The organism is Variovorax robiniae (assembly GCF_037889955.1).
GTDB lineage: Bacteria > Pseudomonadota > Gammaproteobacteria > Burkholderiales > Burkholderiaceae_C > Variovorax > Variovorax robiniae.
On record NZ_JBBKZS010000004.1, the window covers coordinates 317,153 to 332,508 of the forward strand.

The 15,356-nt window shown below is 67.7% G+C and carries 10 protein-coding genes; 1 reads left to right on the forward strand and 9 read right to left on the reverse strand.

Going from position 1 to position 15,356, the window contains the following annotated elements; all coding sequences use genetic code 11:
- Window positions 1-83 precede the first annotated feature (83 nt).
- Window positions 84-3,941, forward strand: coding sequence for a M48 family metallopeptidase (locus WKW79_RS12490; RefSeq protein ID WP_340335471.1), 3,858 nt, complete (start codon window positions 84-86; stop codon window positions 3,939-3,941).
- Here the strand turns inward: WKW79_RS12490 and cobA are convergent, their stop codons facing one another.
- The 9 genes from cobA to ntrB all read right to left on the reverse strand — a co-directional run bounded on the left by cobA (window position 3,942) and on the right by ntrB (window position 15,343).
- On the reverse strand, window positions 3,942-4,739 hold the full coding sequence (cobA, locus tag WKW79_RS12495; protein WP_340335472.1) for a uroporphyrinogen-III C-methyltransferase: 798 nt from the start codon (window positions 4,737-4,739) through the stop codon (window positions 3,942-3,944).
- Window positions 4,736-5,641 carry a DNA-binding protein YbiB gene (ybiB, locus tag WKW79_RS12500; RefSeq protein WP_340335473.1) on the reverse strand — a complete coding sequence of 302 codons (906 nt, stop codon included), beginning with the start codon at window positions 5,639-5,641 and terminating at the stop codon, window positions 4,736-4,738. Before ybiB ends, cobA begins: the two co-directional genes overlap by 4 nt.
- 95 nt (window positions 5,642-5,736) lie before the next feature.
- Window positions 5,737-8,562, reverse strand: a complete 2,826-nt coding sequence (locus WKW79_RS12505; protein WP_340335474.1) for a nitrate reductase — start codon at window positions 8,560-8,562, stop codon at window positions 5,737-5,739.
- Window positions 8,563-9,225: 663 nt separating this feature from the next.
- A complete protein-coding gene (gene nirD / locus WKW79_RS12510) occupies window positions 9,226-9,654 on the reverse strand; it encodes a nitrite reductase small subunit NirD (RefSeq protein ID WP_340335475.1) in 429 nt (142 codons plus the stop codon).
- A 14-nt stretch (window positions 9,655-9,668) separates the two neighbouring features.
- Complete coding sequence (gene nirB / locus WKW79_RS12515; RefSeq protein WP_340335476.1) at window positions 9,669-12,182, reverse strand: nitrite reductase large subunit NirB; 2,514 nt, start codon at window positions 12,180-12,182, stop codon at window positions 9,669-9,671.
- A 27-nt stretch (window positions 12,183-12,209) separates the two neighbouring features.
- The gene (locus WKW79_RS12520) at window positions 12,210-13,106 is read right to left on the reverse strand and encodes a GAF domain-containing protein (RefSeq protein WP_340335477.1); all 897 of its coding nucleotides are present in this window, start codon (window positions 13,104-13,106) and stop codon (window positions 12,210-12,212) included.
- 16 nt (window positions 13,107-13,122) lie between these two features.
- Window positions 13,123-13,542 carry a globin family protein gene (locus WKW79_RS12525; protein ID WP_340335478.1) on the reverse strand — a complete coding sequence of 140 codons (420 nt, stop codon included), beginning with the start codon at window positions 13,540-13,542 and terminating at the stop codon, window positions 13,123-13,125.
- A gap of 35 nt (window positions 13,543-13,577) precedes the next feature.
- A complete protein-coding gene (locus tag WKW79_RS12530) occupies window positions 13,578-14,408 on the reverse strand; it encodes an ABC transporter ATP-binding protein (protein WP_340335479.1) in 831 nt (276 codons plus the stop codon).
- Window positions 14,405-15,343, reverse strand: a complete 939-nt coding sequence (gene ntrB / locus WKW79_RS12535) for a nitrate ABC transporter permease (RefSeq protein ID WP_340335480.1) — start codon at window positions 15,341-15,343, stop codon at window positions 14,405-14,407. Before ntrB ends, WKW79_RS12530 begins: the two co-directional genes overlap by 4 nt.
- Between the last annotated feature and the right edge of the window lie 13 nt (window positions 15,344-15,356).

The window sequence follows — 15,356 nt, forward strand, 5'->3', positions numbered from 1 at the left end:
TGTCACTATTTTTGAACCAGCGGATGGCGATTGTCAGTGGGGTCTCTCCCATTTCGCATCCTCGGCTGGAGGGAGCTCACAACATGGATGCGTTGTATCCGGCAGGTCCGGGTGCGGGGAAGGAGGCGATTGTCAGGGCCAGCGCGGCTTACCGTCGGCAAGCCTGGCTCGCGATGGCGGCATTGCTGGCATTTGTCGCGGCTTACCTCGGTTTTTCAGTCTGGCTGGCCTGGAAGGCATGGGTGTCGGTGCGGGCGTTCCTGCATGGCTCGCCCGACGGTGTGCTGCAACTGTTGGTCGGTGTGGCGGCTGGCTTCCTGGCCTTCTTCATGCTCAAGGCGCTGGTGTTCGTGCGCCGCGGCGAACTCGGTTCGCTCACCGAGATTTCCGCGGCCGATCAACCCCGGCTGTTCGCCTTCCTGCATCGCCTGGCCGACGAAGCCAATGCGCCGCGGCCGCACAAGGTGTACCTGTCGACCCGCGTCAACGCGGCGGTGTTCTACGACCTGTCGCTGGCCAACCTGTTCCTGCCCTCGCGCAAGAACCTGGAGATCGGGCTGGCGCTGGTCAACATGCTGACGGTGTCGGAATTCAAGGCCGTGCTGGCCCATGAGTTCGGGCATTTCGCACAGCGCACGATGGCGGTCGGACGCTGGGTCTACCTGGCGCAGCAGATCGCCGGGCATGTGGTGGCCAAGCGCGACCGCTTCGACAACTTCCTTGGCCGCGTGTCGCGTGCCGACATTCGCGTGGCCTGGGTCGGCTGGCTGTTCTCCGTGCTGGTGTGGGCCATCCGTTCGCTGGTGGACAGCTTCTTCCGCGTGGTGGTATTGGCCGACCGTGCGCTGTCGCGCGAGATGGAGTTCCAGGCCGACCGCGTGGCGGTGGGACTGGCGGGCAGCGATGCGCTGGTTCATGCGCTCTACAAGATGCAGGCGGCCGAGACCGCCTGGGACCGCACGCTGGAGTTCGCCAACCAGCAGTTGAAGAAGGGCCAGGCGACCGCCGACCTCTACGACATCCAGGCGCGCGTTCTGGTGAAACTGCGCGCGGTCTACGACGACCCGGGCTACGGCGTGCCGCCGACGGTCGCGTCGCCCGTATCCGCCGAGCACCGCGTCTTCAAGCGCGACAAGATCCAGATGTCGCGCATGTGGTCCACGCACCCGGCCAGCCATGAGCGCGAGGAGAACGCCAAGCGCATGTACCTGTCGGCGGAGTTGCGTGGCGAGTCGAGCTGGGCCTTGTTCAACGAGCCGCATGCGCTGCGCGAGCGGATCTGCGCCAGCCTGATCCGGCACATCGAACCGGCGCCAATGGTGGCTTCGCGCGAGGCCTCGCAGGCCGCGCTGGATGCGGAGTACGACCGCGAGTCGTACCGCCGCCAATATCGCGGGCTCTACCTGGCTCGCGCCGTGACGCGATCGGAGACGACGGCGGAGCAATTGTTCGACCTGCAAGGCTCTGCAGAAGCGTCCGCCGAGCTGTACCCCGATTCGCTGTCCGCCGACCTCGAACGGCTCGACGCGTTGTGCCACGAGCGCGCTGCGCTGACCGCGCTTCGCAATGGCGCCGCGGTGAGCGCCGGCACGCGGCTGGAGCATCGCGGGCGCCCGATCAAGCGGCGCGAACTCGCGGGAGCGATCGACGAGGTCACTCGGGAGATCTCGGACATCGAGCGCGCGCTGGCGGCGCATGACCGGCTGTGCCGCAGCACCTGCCGCGTGCTGGCGTCCAGGGCGGGCGCGGAGTGGGAGGCGAGCTGGTTCGGCCTGCTGCGCCTGCTGCACTACGCGGAGCACACCGAAGCCAACCTGCTCGACATGCATGCGGTGCTGCAGAACACGGTCGCAATGGTCACGGCCAAGCGCAAGACCAGCCACAGCGAAGCCGAGCGTGCGCTCTGCGATGCCGGCGCCTTGTTCATGCTGATGTCGCAGGTCTCGCGCGAACGGATCACCATGCTGCCCGGCGTCGAGGTGATGGCGCTGCTCGGGCATGCGAACTGGGATCAGATGCTGGACGTCGGCGAGTTCGATTTCGTCCATCCCTCGCACGAGAACATCAACGAGTGGCTGAAGGCGCTCGACAGTTGGCTCAACCCGATGATGCGGGCCTTGCGCTGCCTTCGGCGTGCGGCGCTCGACAGCCTGCTGCGGGCGGAAGCGCGGCTGCGCGACGCGGCCATCACCCGGCAGCCGTTGGGCGAGGCGCCGGTGATGCCCGTCACGCCAGACCGCTACGACACGCTGGTCGCGGGACAGGAACGACCGCGTCAACTGAAGCTCGACGCCTGGTCGCGCTTCCAGATCGCCGATGGCTGGTGGGCGGGAGCGGCACGCTTTGCGGTGGCGGGCGGGGTCGTCGCCAGCCTGATGGGTGTGAGCGCGTCCTGGGGCACGTCCAAGGTCACGGCATTCAACGGGCTGGCCCGCCATGTCGAGGTGCAGGTGGGCGGCCAGCGCGCGATGTTGGCGGCGGGTGCGTCGAAGCAGTTCGAGGTCGAGTCCAACCGGCCGCTCGTGCTGGCGGCGCACACGGCCGAGGGCGCCGCGATCGACTCGCTGACGGTGACGCCGGAGCAGGTTGGCGCCCGCTATGTCTACAACATCGCAGGCGCCAGCCCCTTGCTGGCCTGGACCGCGACCTATGGCGACGCAACGGCGCGCCAGGCCAGGCTGCTCGGCGCGCCGCGCTGGTCGAGCCAGGCGGCGCAGTACGTGCTCGAGGCCCCACCGAAGCAGATCCGGACCTCGGGCGGCGGTGGCACGCGCGAGGCCTTGAGCCCCGCGGAAACGCGCTCGGTGCGAGAGAACCTCGGCCTGCTGGAGAGCGAGACGGAACGCAATGCGCTGATCGCCGCCCATGCCCGCTGGGACGCCACCGATTCGCCCGACCTGCTCGACTGGATCACGCTGGCGCAAGCGCTGCCCGGGCGCGATGCGATCCTGCGAGAGCGCTTGCAACGCGACCCCTATGAAATCGTTGCACTGCGCGCCCTTCAGGACGTCGCGGTGCCGGGCGAGCGCCATCGCGTCTGCGATCGCCACCGGGAATTGCAGCGGGCGCGGCCTGACCAGGGCGACCTGGTCCACCTCACGGTGCGCTGCATCGACGATGCGGCGGTGAGGGACGCGACCTTCAAGAGCGGCGCGGCCCAGTATCCGGGCAGCGCCTGGTTCGCCTACGCCGCTGCCCATGTCTGGGCTGCCGAGCAGGCCTGGCCGCAGGCGCGGCAGGCGCTGGAGGCGGCCGGGAGGAATCCGTCGCTGCGTCATGCCGTGTCGCTGGACTTGGCGCGCATCCGTCGCATCGAGAGTGGCGAGGGCGCCGACCTTGCCGACCTGGCGGCTCATTCCCAACTGCTCCAGACACTGGTCGAGTTGCGGGGCAGCAATTTGTCGCTGTCAGACGGGGCGGCGCTGGGCTATGCCGCATTGGACCGGGGCCAGCTCGACAGGGCGCTCGCACTCGCCGAGGCCCCGTCGGCGCCGGAACCCCGACTGGCGCTGATGGTCGGGGCGTCCGACGGCGCCACGCCCGCGGCCGTCGCAGCGGCGCTCAAGGCGCAAGCCCGCCTGGCCATGGATTGGGACGATGCGTGGATGGCCGTCGGTCTCGCGATCAAGTCGGGGCAGAAGACCGATCAGGTACTGGCGGCGCTCGTGCGCCGCTTGCCGGCCGCGGAGGCGAAGGCACTGGGAAAATTCGTGGCGTCCGTGGAGGCCTTGCGCGACCCGCCGCGTGACCCCCAGCGGCCCGAGCCGATATTCCGCGACCGGACCCACTTGGAGGCACTGCTGCAAGGCGTGTCGCCGCAATTGCGCGCGCAAGCCTACGGCATCGGGCTGATCGCCTGGGGCCAGCGTGCGCCGGCGCCATGGCGCAGCTTTGCCAAGCGGGCACTCTTGCCGGCGGAGCGGCCTTACTTCAGCGGCTGATCAGGTCCCGAAGCGGGACTGGTTCTCGGCACCGGCGGCGGCCAGGCCGCGCAGCACGTCACCGACCACGATGATGGACGGGCTCGCCAGCGCGGCCTCCGCAATCCCGGCCTTGAGCCGGGACAGCGTGGTCGCGATGTGGCGCTGCGAGGGCAGCGTGGCATGCTGGATCACCGCGACGGGCGTGTCGCCCGGCAGGCCGTGCAGCAATTCATCCTGGATGTGCTGCACGCCCGACACGCCCATGTAGATCACCAGCGTGAGTCGCGCGTCGCGCGCCGTGGCGGCCAGGGCACGCCAGTCGGTCGGCGCCTCGGCGGCACCCGCGCCGGTCTTGGCATGCCCGGTGACGAACACCACGCCCTGCGCATGGTCGCGATGGGTGAGCGGCACGTTGAGCGAGGTCACGGCGGCCAGGCCGGCGGTGATGCCGTTGACCACGGTGCATTCGATGCCGGCCTCGCGCAGGTGCTCCACCTCCTCGCCGCCGCGGCCGAAGATGAACGGGTCGCCGCCCTTCAGGCGCACCACGGCCTCGCCTTCGCGCACGGCGGTGATCATCAGCTTCTCGATGAAGGCCTGCGGCGTGCTCTTGCAGCCGCCGCGCTTGCCCACGTGGACGATGCGCGCCTCCGGGCGTGCATAGCCCAGGATGGCGTCGTTGACCAGGTCGTCGACGAAGAGCACGGTGGCTGCATGGATCGCCTTGACGGCTTTCAGCGTCAGCAGGTCCGGGTCGCCCGGGCCGGCGCCGACGAGGGTGCAGGTGCCTTGGGTGGGGAATATGGTTTTGCTCATAGCCGGTTCGCCAGTTGCTGGATGTATTCGACCTGTTGCGCGATCGCGGCCGGAACCGGCGCGTCGCCGGCCAGCACGCGGCGCGTGTAGTCGGCCGTGGTTTCGATGTCGATCTCGGTCGGCAGGCCCTCGACCTCGCCTTGCGTGCCGGGTTGCTGCGCCTGGAGCTCGGTGCGCGTGCCGCGGAGGAAGCCGTCGATCTGCGCGGTGCGGCGCGGGTCCGACACCACTTCGCCTTCGAGGCCGCGCGAGAGCAGGGCGGTGATGCCCATCAGCTCGAAGGTGGCGGCCATCGACTCGGCGTAGGCCGGATGGGTGTAGCTGCCGACCACGACGCAGGGGCCTTCGGTCGGCTGCATCAGCTTGACGACGCTGTGGCCCGGATTGCGCAGGCCGACCACGCGGCGCACGTCGAGCAGGCGCTTGAGGCCGGGGCTGAGCAACTCCGTCGGCGCGAAGGCGACTTCGCCATTGGCGATGGGCGCGATGGCGGTCATGGGCTGGGTGCCGAGTGCGGCGAGCACGCTCGACGCCAGCACGCGAGTGGATTCCGTGGCCGCGCCGTGCACCAGCACTGGCAGGCCCTCGCGCGCCAGCAGCAGCGCCAGCAGGGGCGTGAGCACCGGCAACTTGCGCGCGCCGTTGTAGCTGGGCAGCACGATGAGCGGGCGGTCGCCGGCCGGGATGCGGTTCAGGCGGGTGTGCGTGGCGTCGAGGAAACCGGCCATCTCCTCGGGCGTCTCGCCCTTGATGCGCATGGCCAGGCAGAAGCCGCCGATTTCCAGGTCGGTGACGGTGCCGTCCAGCACCTGGCCGAACAGGTCGGTGGCCTGTTCGCGGGTGAGTGGCTTCGCGCCGCGCGCGCCGCGGCCGATTTCCTTGATGTATTGGCTGATTCCCATGGGTGCAGGGATTGTCCCGCAAGCGTTATGCCAATTCGCGAGTCGGCTTATGCCCGCGGGCGATGCATGGGTGGTCATCGGGCCCGGCGCTGCGCTCACAGCGCCGCCTCCGCCAGCTCGGTGCGGACCATGCGCTTGAGTTCGGGAATGCAGGAGCCGCAGTTGGTGCCGCATTGCAGCGCGCCCTGGAGCGCCGCGAGGCGCTGTTCGTCGTTGCCGGTGCAGCCCTGCAGCTTTTCGACGATGGCCGTCTCGGTCACGCCGAAGCAACTGCAGACGATCTTGCCGCGCGCGGCGACGCCCACCGGCGCGGTGGCGCCGGGGCGCAACAGTTGCCTGCCGAAGGATTGCGCGGGCAATTGGCCGCGCAGCAGCGCGGTGATCCAGGCCTCGGCCCGTGTGTCGCCGGCCAGCAGGAAGCCCTCCAGGTGCGCTTCGCCAGCAACGTCGGTGCTGCGCACCAGGCGCGCCGCGCGGCGTTGGCCGTGGCGCACGTCGGCGTAGCGCAGCGTGTCGGCGGCGGCCAGGCCCAGCAGGGACTCGATGCGGGCCAGCAGGGCATCGGGGGCGGCTTCGTGGCCGGCGGCGCGGAAGAGCAGGCCGGTGCGATCGGCCGCGCCCGCCGACAGCGCACCACCGGCCCCGAAGGGCACGCAGCTCGCAAAGGGGAATTCCTTCATCAGTTCGCGCAACTGCTGCCGCGTGCTCAGCGCCGTGCCGTCCGGCAGCCAGGCCGCCGCGAGCAGGGACCACGGCAGTTCGGCCTTGAGGATCTTGATCGCCGCGTGCTTGAGCTCGGGTTGCTTCGAATCGGGGCAAAAGGCCGGGGTGGTGAGTGCATTGATGCCGGCGAGGCGTTCGCCGTTGGAGGCAAGGCCACTCAGGTATTCCTCCCCCCAATGCATCGCGACGAAGGCCTGGCTCATGCCGACCTCGCGGCTGGCCTGGGCCGGCAGCACGATGCTGCCGCGGCGCGACGTCAGGTGGACCAGGTCGCCCTCCTTGAGGTGGCGCCGGGCCATGTCCTGCGGATGCATCTGCACGACCGGCTCGGCCACATGGCCGAACAGCCGGCCGAGCGTGCCGGTGCGGCTCATGCCGTGCCATTGGTCGCGCAGGCGGCCGGTGTTGAGGGAGAAGGGGAAGCGGGCCTCGCGTTGTTCCGCGAGGGGTTTGTAGGGGGTGTCGACGAAGCGGGCGCGGCCGTCTGGTGTCGGGAAGCGGCCGTCCTCGTAGAGACGTATACGACCCGTGCTGGCGCCTTCGGGCAGGGGCCATTGCTGCGGGCCTTGGGCATCGAGCATCGGCCAGCTCAAGCCGGTGATGTCGAGGTCGCGCCCGCGTGTGGACTCGCGGTGCTCGTTCCAGATCGATTCGGCGCCGACTTCGTTGTCGAGCAGGTAGGGGAAGAGCGTCGTCGATGCGCGTGTGGGCAGGCGGGCTTCCAGGCGCTGGGCGAAGTCCGTCGCCGCGGACCAGTCATGCCGCGTCGCGCCAGGCGCCGCGACGGCCGGGCGCACGCGCGAGATGCGGCGCTCGCTGTTGGTCACGGTGCCCGTCTTCTCGCCCCAGGTGGTGGCGGGCAGCAGCAGGTCGGCATAGGCGCAGGTGGCGGTGGTGGCAAAGGCCTCCTGCACCACCACGAACTCGGCGCGTTCGAGGGCGCGGCGCACCGTCGCCTGGTCCGGCATGGATTGGGCAGGGTTGGTGCAGGCGATCCACAGCGCCTTGATCTCGCCGTCGGCGGCGGCCTGGAACATCTCGACGGCGGTCTTTCCGGGGATGGCGGGCACGTCGGGCACGCCCCACAACGCGGCGACCTCGGCACGATGTGTGGCGTTGGACATGTCGCGGTGCGCGCTCAGCAGGTTGGCCAACCCGCCGACCTCGCGCCCGCCCATGGCGTTGGGTTGGCCAGTGAGCGAGAAGGGGCCGGCGCCGGGCTTGCCGATCTGCGCGGTGGCCAGGTGCAGGTTGATGAGGGCGGCATTCTTGGCGGTGCCGGAGGATGACTGGTTCAGGCCCTGGCAATAGAGGCTCAGCGTGGCGGCGGAGGTGGCGAAGAGGCGCGCGGCTTCGAGCAGGTCGGCCTTGTCGATGCCGCAGGTCTGCGCGACCTTGTCGGGCGTGCAGTCGCGAACGGTGGTCTTCAACGCGTCGAAGCCGGTGGTATGCGCGGCGATGTACTCGGGCTTCGTCCAGCCTTCCCACAGCATGAGGTGCAGCATGCCGTGAAACAGCATCACGTCGGTGCCGGGCTGGATCGGCAGGAACAGGTCGGCGATCTCGGCGGTGTCGGTGCGGCGCAGGTCGGCCACGATGATCTTCATCGCCGGGTTGGCGAGTTTCGCATCCTCGATGCGGCGGAACAGGATCGGATGCGCCCAGGCGGTGTTGCTGCCGACGATGAAGAGGCATTGGGCGTCTTTGAAGTCGTCGTAGCAGGCCGGCGGCGAATCGGCGCCGAGCGTCTTCTTGTAGCCCGCGACGGCGCTGCTCATGCACAGGCGCGAGTTGGTGTCGATGTTGTTGGTGCCGACAAGGCCCTTCGCGAGCTTGTTGAAGACGTAGTAGTCCTCGGTGAGCAACTGGCCGGAGACGTAGAAGCCGACGGCGTCGGGGCCGTGGTCGCGGATGATGGCGGCGAACTTGTCGGCGGCGGTGTCGAGGGCGGTGTCCCAGGTGACGGGTTGCGGGGCGGCGTTGCGCTCGAGGCGCTGCATGGGTTGCAGCAGGCGCGTCTGGCGGGTGACTTCGGCCGATGCGGTGAGGTGCAGGGTCGAGCCCTTGGTGCAGAGGCGGCCGAAGTTGGCCGGATGGTCCGGGTCGCCACGCACGCCGGTGATCTGGTCGCCCTGCGATTCGATGATCACCCCGCAGCCTACGCCGCAGTAGGGGCAGGTGGACTTGGTTTCTTTCATGGCTTTTGTGACTTGGATGCGGGCGAAGTCGTCCCTTGGGCGGAGCGCCCGGTACGCGGTACGGGCCGTGCAACCCCACTGCACCGGCCGCTTCGCGGCTGCCCTGCGCTGCTCGCGTTTCGCGGGGTCTGGCTCGAACTCGCCTTCGGCTCAGACAATCGCGAGCCCTGATCCGCGCAACGCTGCGCTGCTCGGCGGCGCAGAAGGGATCGCCCGACCCGCACCGCGCACCGGGCTTGGGGGTGAACTAAGGCCTCGTCCCCTTTTTGGGTGCGGCTGCCCTCACCCCAGCCCTCTCCCAGAGGGAGAGGGAGGAAGACCAACAGCCGGCACGGTGAGAAGCCCCGAGCGTTGTCCTTCGATGAGCGGCCGAGCAACACAAGCCTGTCCACGTCGGCGGGTGGCATGCGGTGCGGGTTGGTCGATCCCTTGTGCGCTGCCGAAGCGCGCAGCGTTTGGCGGATCAGGGCCACATGCTGTTTGAGCGAAGCGAGTTCATGTGGACCCCGCCAAGCGCGGGCACTGCAGGGGAGTCGCGAAGCGACCAGCGCAGTAGGGTCGGCCGGCCCGTGCCGCATGCCGCCCGTCGACGCGCCCCTGGCCCATGACCCACCCGATGTCCCCAATGCGCCCGATGCGTTCGACATGCCCGCAACGACAAATTCAGGAAGCATGAGGCGCCTGCACATCAAAGGTTTCGTCTCCCAACGGACCCGCGGGCGCAGCCTGACCAGGACCGGCACGCGGCGCCTTGAGGTCCAGCGCATGTGTCGCCAACTCATGCGCGTCGAGCAGCACGTGCCCACCCTCGACCCGGCACGCAAACTTCGGCGTACACCCCTCGTCGGGCTGCTTCGCGCAGCCGTCCTCCAGCCCGATCGTCCAGTTGTGCAGCGGACAGGCCACGCTGTTGCCGAACACAATGCCCTGCGACAGCGGCCCACCCTTGTGCGGGCAGCGGTCCAGCAGCGCGAACACCTCGTCCTGGCTGTTGCGGAACACCGCCACGGCCACGCCCACCGGGCGCGACACGCGGCGCGAGCCCAGCACCGGGATCTCGTCGACGCGGCAGATGGTTTTCCATTCGGTCATCGGTGCCTCCTGCATCACGAGATATCGGCGAGATCCGGCGAGGCGATGCTGGCCTTCGGCATGTAGACCAGCGGCGCCGTCGTCGCATCGGCCACCGGCACGAACTGCCGCACATCGACCTGCGCCCGGTTCGCCTCGAACCACGGATCCGGCTCGCCATCCAGCGCGAACTGCAAGCGCTCCCACAGTGCCTTGCGACCGGCAACGTCTTCGACGATCTTCTTCTTCACATGGTCCAGCCCCACGCGCGAGATGTAGTGCACCGTGCGTTCCAGGTACCAGCCTTCCTCGCGGTACAGCTGCAGGAACGCCCCCGTGTACTCCATCACTTCCTCGCTCGTCTTGAGCTTCACGAGGAACTGCGCCACCTCGGTCTTGATCCCGCCGTTGCCGCCGACGTACACCTCCCATCCCGAGTCCACACCGATCACGCCCACGTCCTTGATGCCCGCCTCAGCGCAGTTGCGCGGGCAGCCCGAGACGGCCAGCTTCACCTTGTGCGGCGAATACATCGCCCACAGCGCATGCTCCAGGTCCTTGCCCATCTGCGTCGAGTCCTGCGTGCCGAAGCGGCACCACTCGCTGCCCACGCAGGTCTTCACCGTGCGCAGCGACTTGCCGTAGGCGAAGCCGCTGGGCATGCCGATGTCCCGCCACACGTCCTGCAGGTCTTCCTTCTTCACGCCCAGCAGGTCGATGCGCTGGCCGCCCGTGACCTTGACCGTCGGGATCTTGTACTTGTCCGCCGCGTCGGCAATGCGCCTGAGTTCGTCCGGCGTCGTGTGCCCGCCCCACATGCGCGGGACCACCGAGTACGTTCCGTCCTTCTGGATGTTGGCGTGGCTGCGCTCGTTGATGAAGCGGCTTTGCGGATCGTCCTTGGCCTCCTTCGGCCAGGTGCTGATGAGGTAGTAGTTGACGGCCGGGCGGCAGCTGGCGCAACCGTTCGGCGTGGTCCAGCCCAGGCCTTCGTAGACCTCCGCGTGCGTGAGGTACTTCTCCTTGCGAATGGCGTCACGCACGTTCTGGTGGCTTGCGTCGGTGCAGCCGCAGATGGCCTTCTTCTTCGGCGCAGCCGAATAGTCGCCGCCGGCCGTGAACATCAGGATCTGCTCGACCAGGCCCGTGCAGGAGCCGCACGACGCGCTGGCCTTGGTGTGCTTCTTCACCTCGTCCAGCGTGAACAGGCCCTTGTCCTTGATCGCCTTGCAGATCGTGCCCTTGCTCACGCCGTTGCAGCCGCAGACCTCGGCCTCGTCGGGCATCGTCGCGGCGCTGCTGTGGCCCTCATGGCCGACGTCGCCGATGTTCGATTCGCCGAACATCAGCTTCTCGCGGATGTCGTGCACGCTGCGTCCGTCTCGCAGCAGCTTGAAGTACCAGCTGCCGTCCACCGTGTCGCCATACAGGCACGCGCCCACCAGCTTGTCGTCCTTGATCACCAGCTTCTTGTAGACCCCGCCGAAAGGATCGCTCATCACGATTTCCTCTGTGCCTTCGCCGCCCATGAACTGGCCGGCGCTGAACAGGTCGATGCCCGTGACCTTCAGCTTGGTCGAGGTCAGCGAGCCCTGGTAGCGCCCGATGCCGAACTGCGCGAGGTGATTCGCCGCGACCTTGGCCTGCTCGAACAGTGGCGCCACCAGGCCATAGGCAATGCCGCGGTGCGCGGCGCATTCGCCGACCGAGTAGATGCGTGCATCGGTTACCGTTTGCATGGTGTCGTTGACCACGATGCCGCGGTTGCAATGCAGCCGCATCGATTCGGCCAGCGTGGTGTTGGGGCGGATGCCGACGGCCATCACCACCAGGTCGGCCGGCACCTCGCTGCCGTCCTTGAACTTCACCGCCTTGACGCGGCCTTCGCCGTCATCGACGAGTTCCTGCGTCTGCGCATTCAACCGAAAATCGAGCCCCCGTTCTTCCAGCGACTTGCGCAGCAGACCGCCCGCCACATCATCGAGCTGGCGCTCCATGAGCCAGGCGTTGACGTGCACCACCGTCACGCTCATGCCGCGCAGCATGAGTCCGTTGGCGGCTTCCAGGCCGAGCAATCCGCCACCGATGACGACCGCATGCTTGTGCGTCTTCGCGGTCTCGATCATCGTGTTCGTGTCGGCGATGTCGCGATAGGCGATCACGCCCTTCAGGTTCTTGCCCGGCACCGGCAGGATGAAGGGGTTGGAGCCGGTGCACAGCAGCAGGCGGTCGTACTCGGCTTCCACGATGCTGCCGTCCGCCGCCTCGGCCCGCACGATGCGCTTCACGCGATCGACCTCGGTCACCAGCTTGCCGGCATGCAGGGTGATGTCGTTCTCCGCATACCACTCCCACGAGTTCAGGATGATCTGCTCGACCGTCTGCTCGCCGGCCAGCACCGGCGACAGCAGGATGCGGTTGTAGTTGGGATGTGGCTCGGCGCCGAACACCGTGATCTCGTAGAGGTCGGGCGCGAGCTTGATCAACTCCTCTACCGCGCGGACGCCGGCCATGCCGTTGCCCACCAGGACCAGTTTCATCTTTTTCATCGTGTGCCTTCCTGAATGAAGAGGTGATCAGAAGTGCAGCGCCATCACCGCCGTGATGCGACCTTGCGGCGCGACGGGGATGGCGATCATGGGTTCGGCCGTGAACGGAACGCCGCTCGCGAAAGCGCGAGCGATGGCGCCGGCAGCGTCCGGCGCCTCGCCTACCATGGAGATGGCCTCGAAGGCGTCTTCGTACTTCGTGGCGGCCTCCGAGAAGCCGAGGCTGCGCCGCAGGTGCGTGCCGCTTGCATCGGGCTCCCAGACTTCGATGCGGCGCGCAATCGGCGTTGCGCGAGCCGACAGGAAGGCCATCACGAAGTTGGAGCCGTCCAGCGTCGAGCACGGGATCGCGAAGCCGCGGTTGATGCCGACCTTCACTGCGCTGTCGGCGCGAATGAATCCCGCGCCCTTGCCCAGGTCCGGCAGGAACACCGGCTTCTGTGCGTCCCACGCCATGCCGGGCAGGCCCGTGCCGCGACGGAACGCGGTGGCGCGCGAGATGAACTCGAAGGTGTCGCCGGTGGTGCCGTAGTAGCCGTCGACCAGCGTCATGTCGGCGGACTCTTCCGGGTCGTTGCCCCAGAGCTCGATGGCGCCTGAATGCTCCTCATCGTCGCCGCAGAAGATCACGGCGACGGAGCTCAGCCGGTCGCCCTTGAAGATCGGGAGCGCGATGGCGCAGGTCAGTCCTGCTGTCTTGGCCGCCGCGGCCCGCCGGAAGTAGGAGCCCGACAACTCCTTGAGGACGATCGGGCGGCCCGTGTCCCAGGCCCGGCCCGGCAAGCCTTCGCCGCGGCCGAAGCAGAGGTTCTGGCTGACGGCCGCGAAGCGATGGGCGGGGCCGAACAGGCCACCGCCGAATTCAAGCAGGCTGCCATCCTCGCTGGGGACCCAGAACTCGATGACGCGGATGAATGTCTTCACGGCCGTGCCTCCGGATTCAGGCCGCAGCCGTCTTTTGGGCCGCCGCGATCATCACGTCCGAGAGCGTACCGTAGGCGGTCTCCCAGGCGCTGCGCACATCGGGCGTGAACTCCTCGCCCAGCCCCTTGTCGAGCGTATCGATCAGGGCCGTACCCACCACCGCGTAGTGCGCGGGCTGCGCGCCGTAGCCGACGTGTCGCTCTGCAAGCCGCTGGGCCACTGGCGCCAGCGTGTCGAGGTTGCCAAGGCCGCGGGTCACGCTGCCCAGCATCGTCATGAGCTTGCGCCCCTGCTCGACCATGTCGCCCTTGAACAGCGCCCGCACATCCGGCGCCAATTCGAACAGCCGTGAATAGAAGATCGCGGCGGCCTGGTCGGATATGGGTACGACCTTGGCAAAGCTGGACTGCACCAGTTGGATCTGATTGGGGGTCATCGTGAAGCTCCTCGTTGGTTGTGGAAGACGAACACTCACGCGGCCTTCTCGACATGACCCTGTCGCGTGTACAGGAAGTCGATCACCGCCTTTCGATAGTGAACGTAGTTGCGGTCTTCCGCCAGTTCCACGCGATTGCGCGGACGCTCGAGGTTCACGGTCAGCACTTCGCCAATCGTGGCCGAGGGGCCGTTGGTCATCATCACGATCTTGTCGGACAGCAGCACCGCTTCGTCCACGTCGTGCGTGACCATCACGACCGTGCTCTGCGTCTTCTGCACGATGGCGAGCAACTCGTCCTGCAACCTTGCGCGCGTCAATGCATCGAGCGCACCGAAGGGCTCGTCCATCAGCAGCACCTTGGGCTCCATGGCCAGCGCGCGGGCAATGCCGACGCGCTGCTTCATGCCGCCCGAGATCTCGCCGGGTCGCTTGTTCGTGGCCGGCGTGAGCCCGACCAGCGCCAGCGCCGCATCGGTGCGCGCCTTGAGTTGCGCCTTCTTCTCGGTGGCACCAAAAACGCGCTCCACGCCCAGGTAGATGTTCTCGTAGCAGGTCAGCCAGGGCAGCAGCGAATGGTTCTGGAACACCACCGCACGCTCAGGACCCGGTCCGCTGATTTCCTTGTTGGCGCACAGCAGCGCGCCATGCGTGGGCTTTGTCAACCCGGCGATCAGGTTGAGCAGCGTCGACTTGCCGCAGCCGGAGTGGCCGATGAGCGCCACGAACTCGCCCTTGGCCACGGTGAGGTTGATGTCGCGCAGCGCCTGGAAGCTGCCCTTGGGCGTCTTGAAGGTCTGCTCGACCTCGCTGATGTCGATGAACTTCCTGTCCGCCTTGCTGATCACGGATGTGACTTCGCTCATGACTTCACCTCTTCGAACGTGAACGCGGTGGCGATCTTGATGAGCGCGAACTCCAGCAACAGGCCGACGATGCCGATCACGAAGATCGCGATGATGATGTTCTTGACGTTGAGGTTGTTCCACTCGTCCCACACCCAGAAGCCGATGCCGACGCCGCCGGTCAGCATCTCCGCCGCAACGATCACCAGCCAGGCGGTGCCGACCGCGAGGCGCACGCCGGTCAGCATGTAGGGCAGCACGGCGGGGAAGAGGATCTTGGTGATGATCTTCCACTCGCTGAGGTTGAGCACCTTGGCCACGTTCATGTAGTCGCTCGGCACGCGCTGCACGCCGACCGCAGTGTTGATGATCATCGGCCAGATCGAGCAGATGAAGATGGTCCAGATGGCCGCCGGGTTGGCGCCCTTGAACACCAGCAGCCCGATCGGCAGCCAGGCCAGTGGCGACACCGGCCGCAGCAGGCTGATCAGCGGGTTGAACATGCGCGACAGGAACTCGAAGCGCCCGATCGCGAAGCCCGCCGGAATGCCCACCGCCGCAGCAAGCCCGAAGCCGAAGGCCACGCGCTTGAGCGACGAGAGCACGTTCCAGCCCACGCCCTGGTCATTGGGTCCGTTGCTGTAGAACGGATCGCTGAACACATCGACGGCCTGCTTCCAGGTCTCCAGCGGCGAAGGGAAGCCGTTGGTGCTGCGCAGCGCCACCAGTTCCCAGATCAACACCAGCAAGCCGAAGCCCGCCAGCGGCGGCAACACCCGCATCCAGAACCAGCGCAGATCAATGGACTTGCGTTTCTCCCTCTCCCCCCTGGGGAGAGGGCTGGGGTGAGGGGCAGCCTCGACACGAGCCACACCCTCACCCCGCCCCTCTCCCGCACGCGGGAGAGGGAGAGGAATGGCAGCGTCAAGGGGAGAGTGAAAAACAGCACTGACCATGTCCGCGCTCCTC

Coding starts and splice junctions, on each gene's coding strand:
- WKW79_RS12490 (WP_340335471.1), top strand. CDS start 84: ATGGATGCGTTGTATCCGGCAGGTCCGGGTGCGGGGAAGGAGGCGATT.
- cobA (WP_340335472.1), bottom strand. CDS start 4,739: ATGAGCAAAACCATATTCCCCACCCAAGGCACCTGCACCCTCGTCGGC.
- ybiB (WP_340335473.1), bottom strand. CDS start 5,641: ATGGGAATCAGCCAATACATCAAGGAAATCGGCCGCGGCGCGCGCGGC.
- WKW79_RS12505 (WP_340335474.1), bottom strand. CDS start 8,562: ATGAAAGAAACCAAGTCCACCTGCCCCTACTGCGGCGTAGGCTGCGGG.
- nirD (WP_340335475.1), bottom strand. CDS start 9,654: ATGACCGAATGGAAAACCATCTGCCGCGTCGACGAGATCCCGGTGCTG.
- nirB (WP_340335476.1), bottom strand. CDS start 12,182: ATGAAAAAGATGAAACTGGTCCTGGTGGGCAACGGCATGGCCGGCGTC.
- WKW79_RS12525 (WP_340335478.1), bottom strand. CDS start 13,542: ATGACCCCCAATCAGATCCAACTGGTGCAGTCCAGCTTTGCCAAGGTC.
- WKW79_RS12530 (WP_340335479.1), bottom strand. CDS start 14,408: ATGAGCGAAGTCACATCCGTGATCAGCAAGGCGGACAGGAAGTTCATC.
- ntrB (WP_340335480.1), bottom strand. CDS start 15,343: ATGGTCAGTGCTGTTTTTCACTCTCCCCTTGACGCTGCCATTCCTCTC.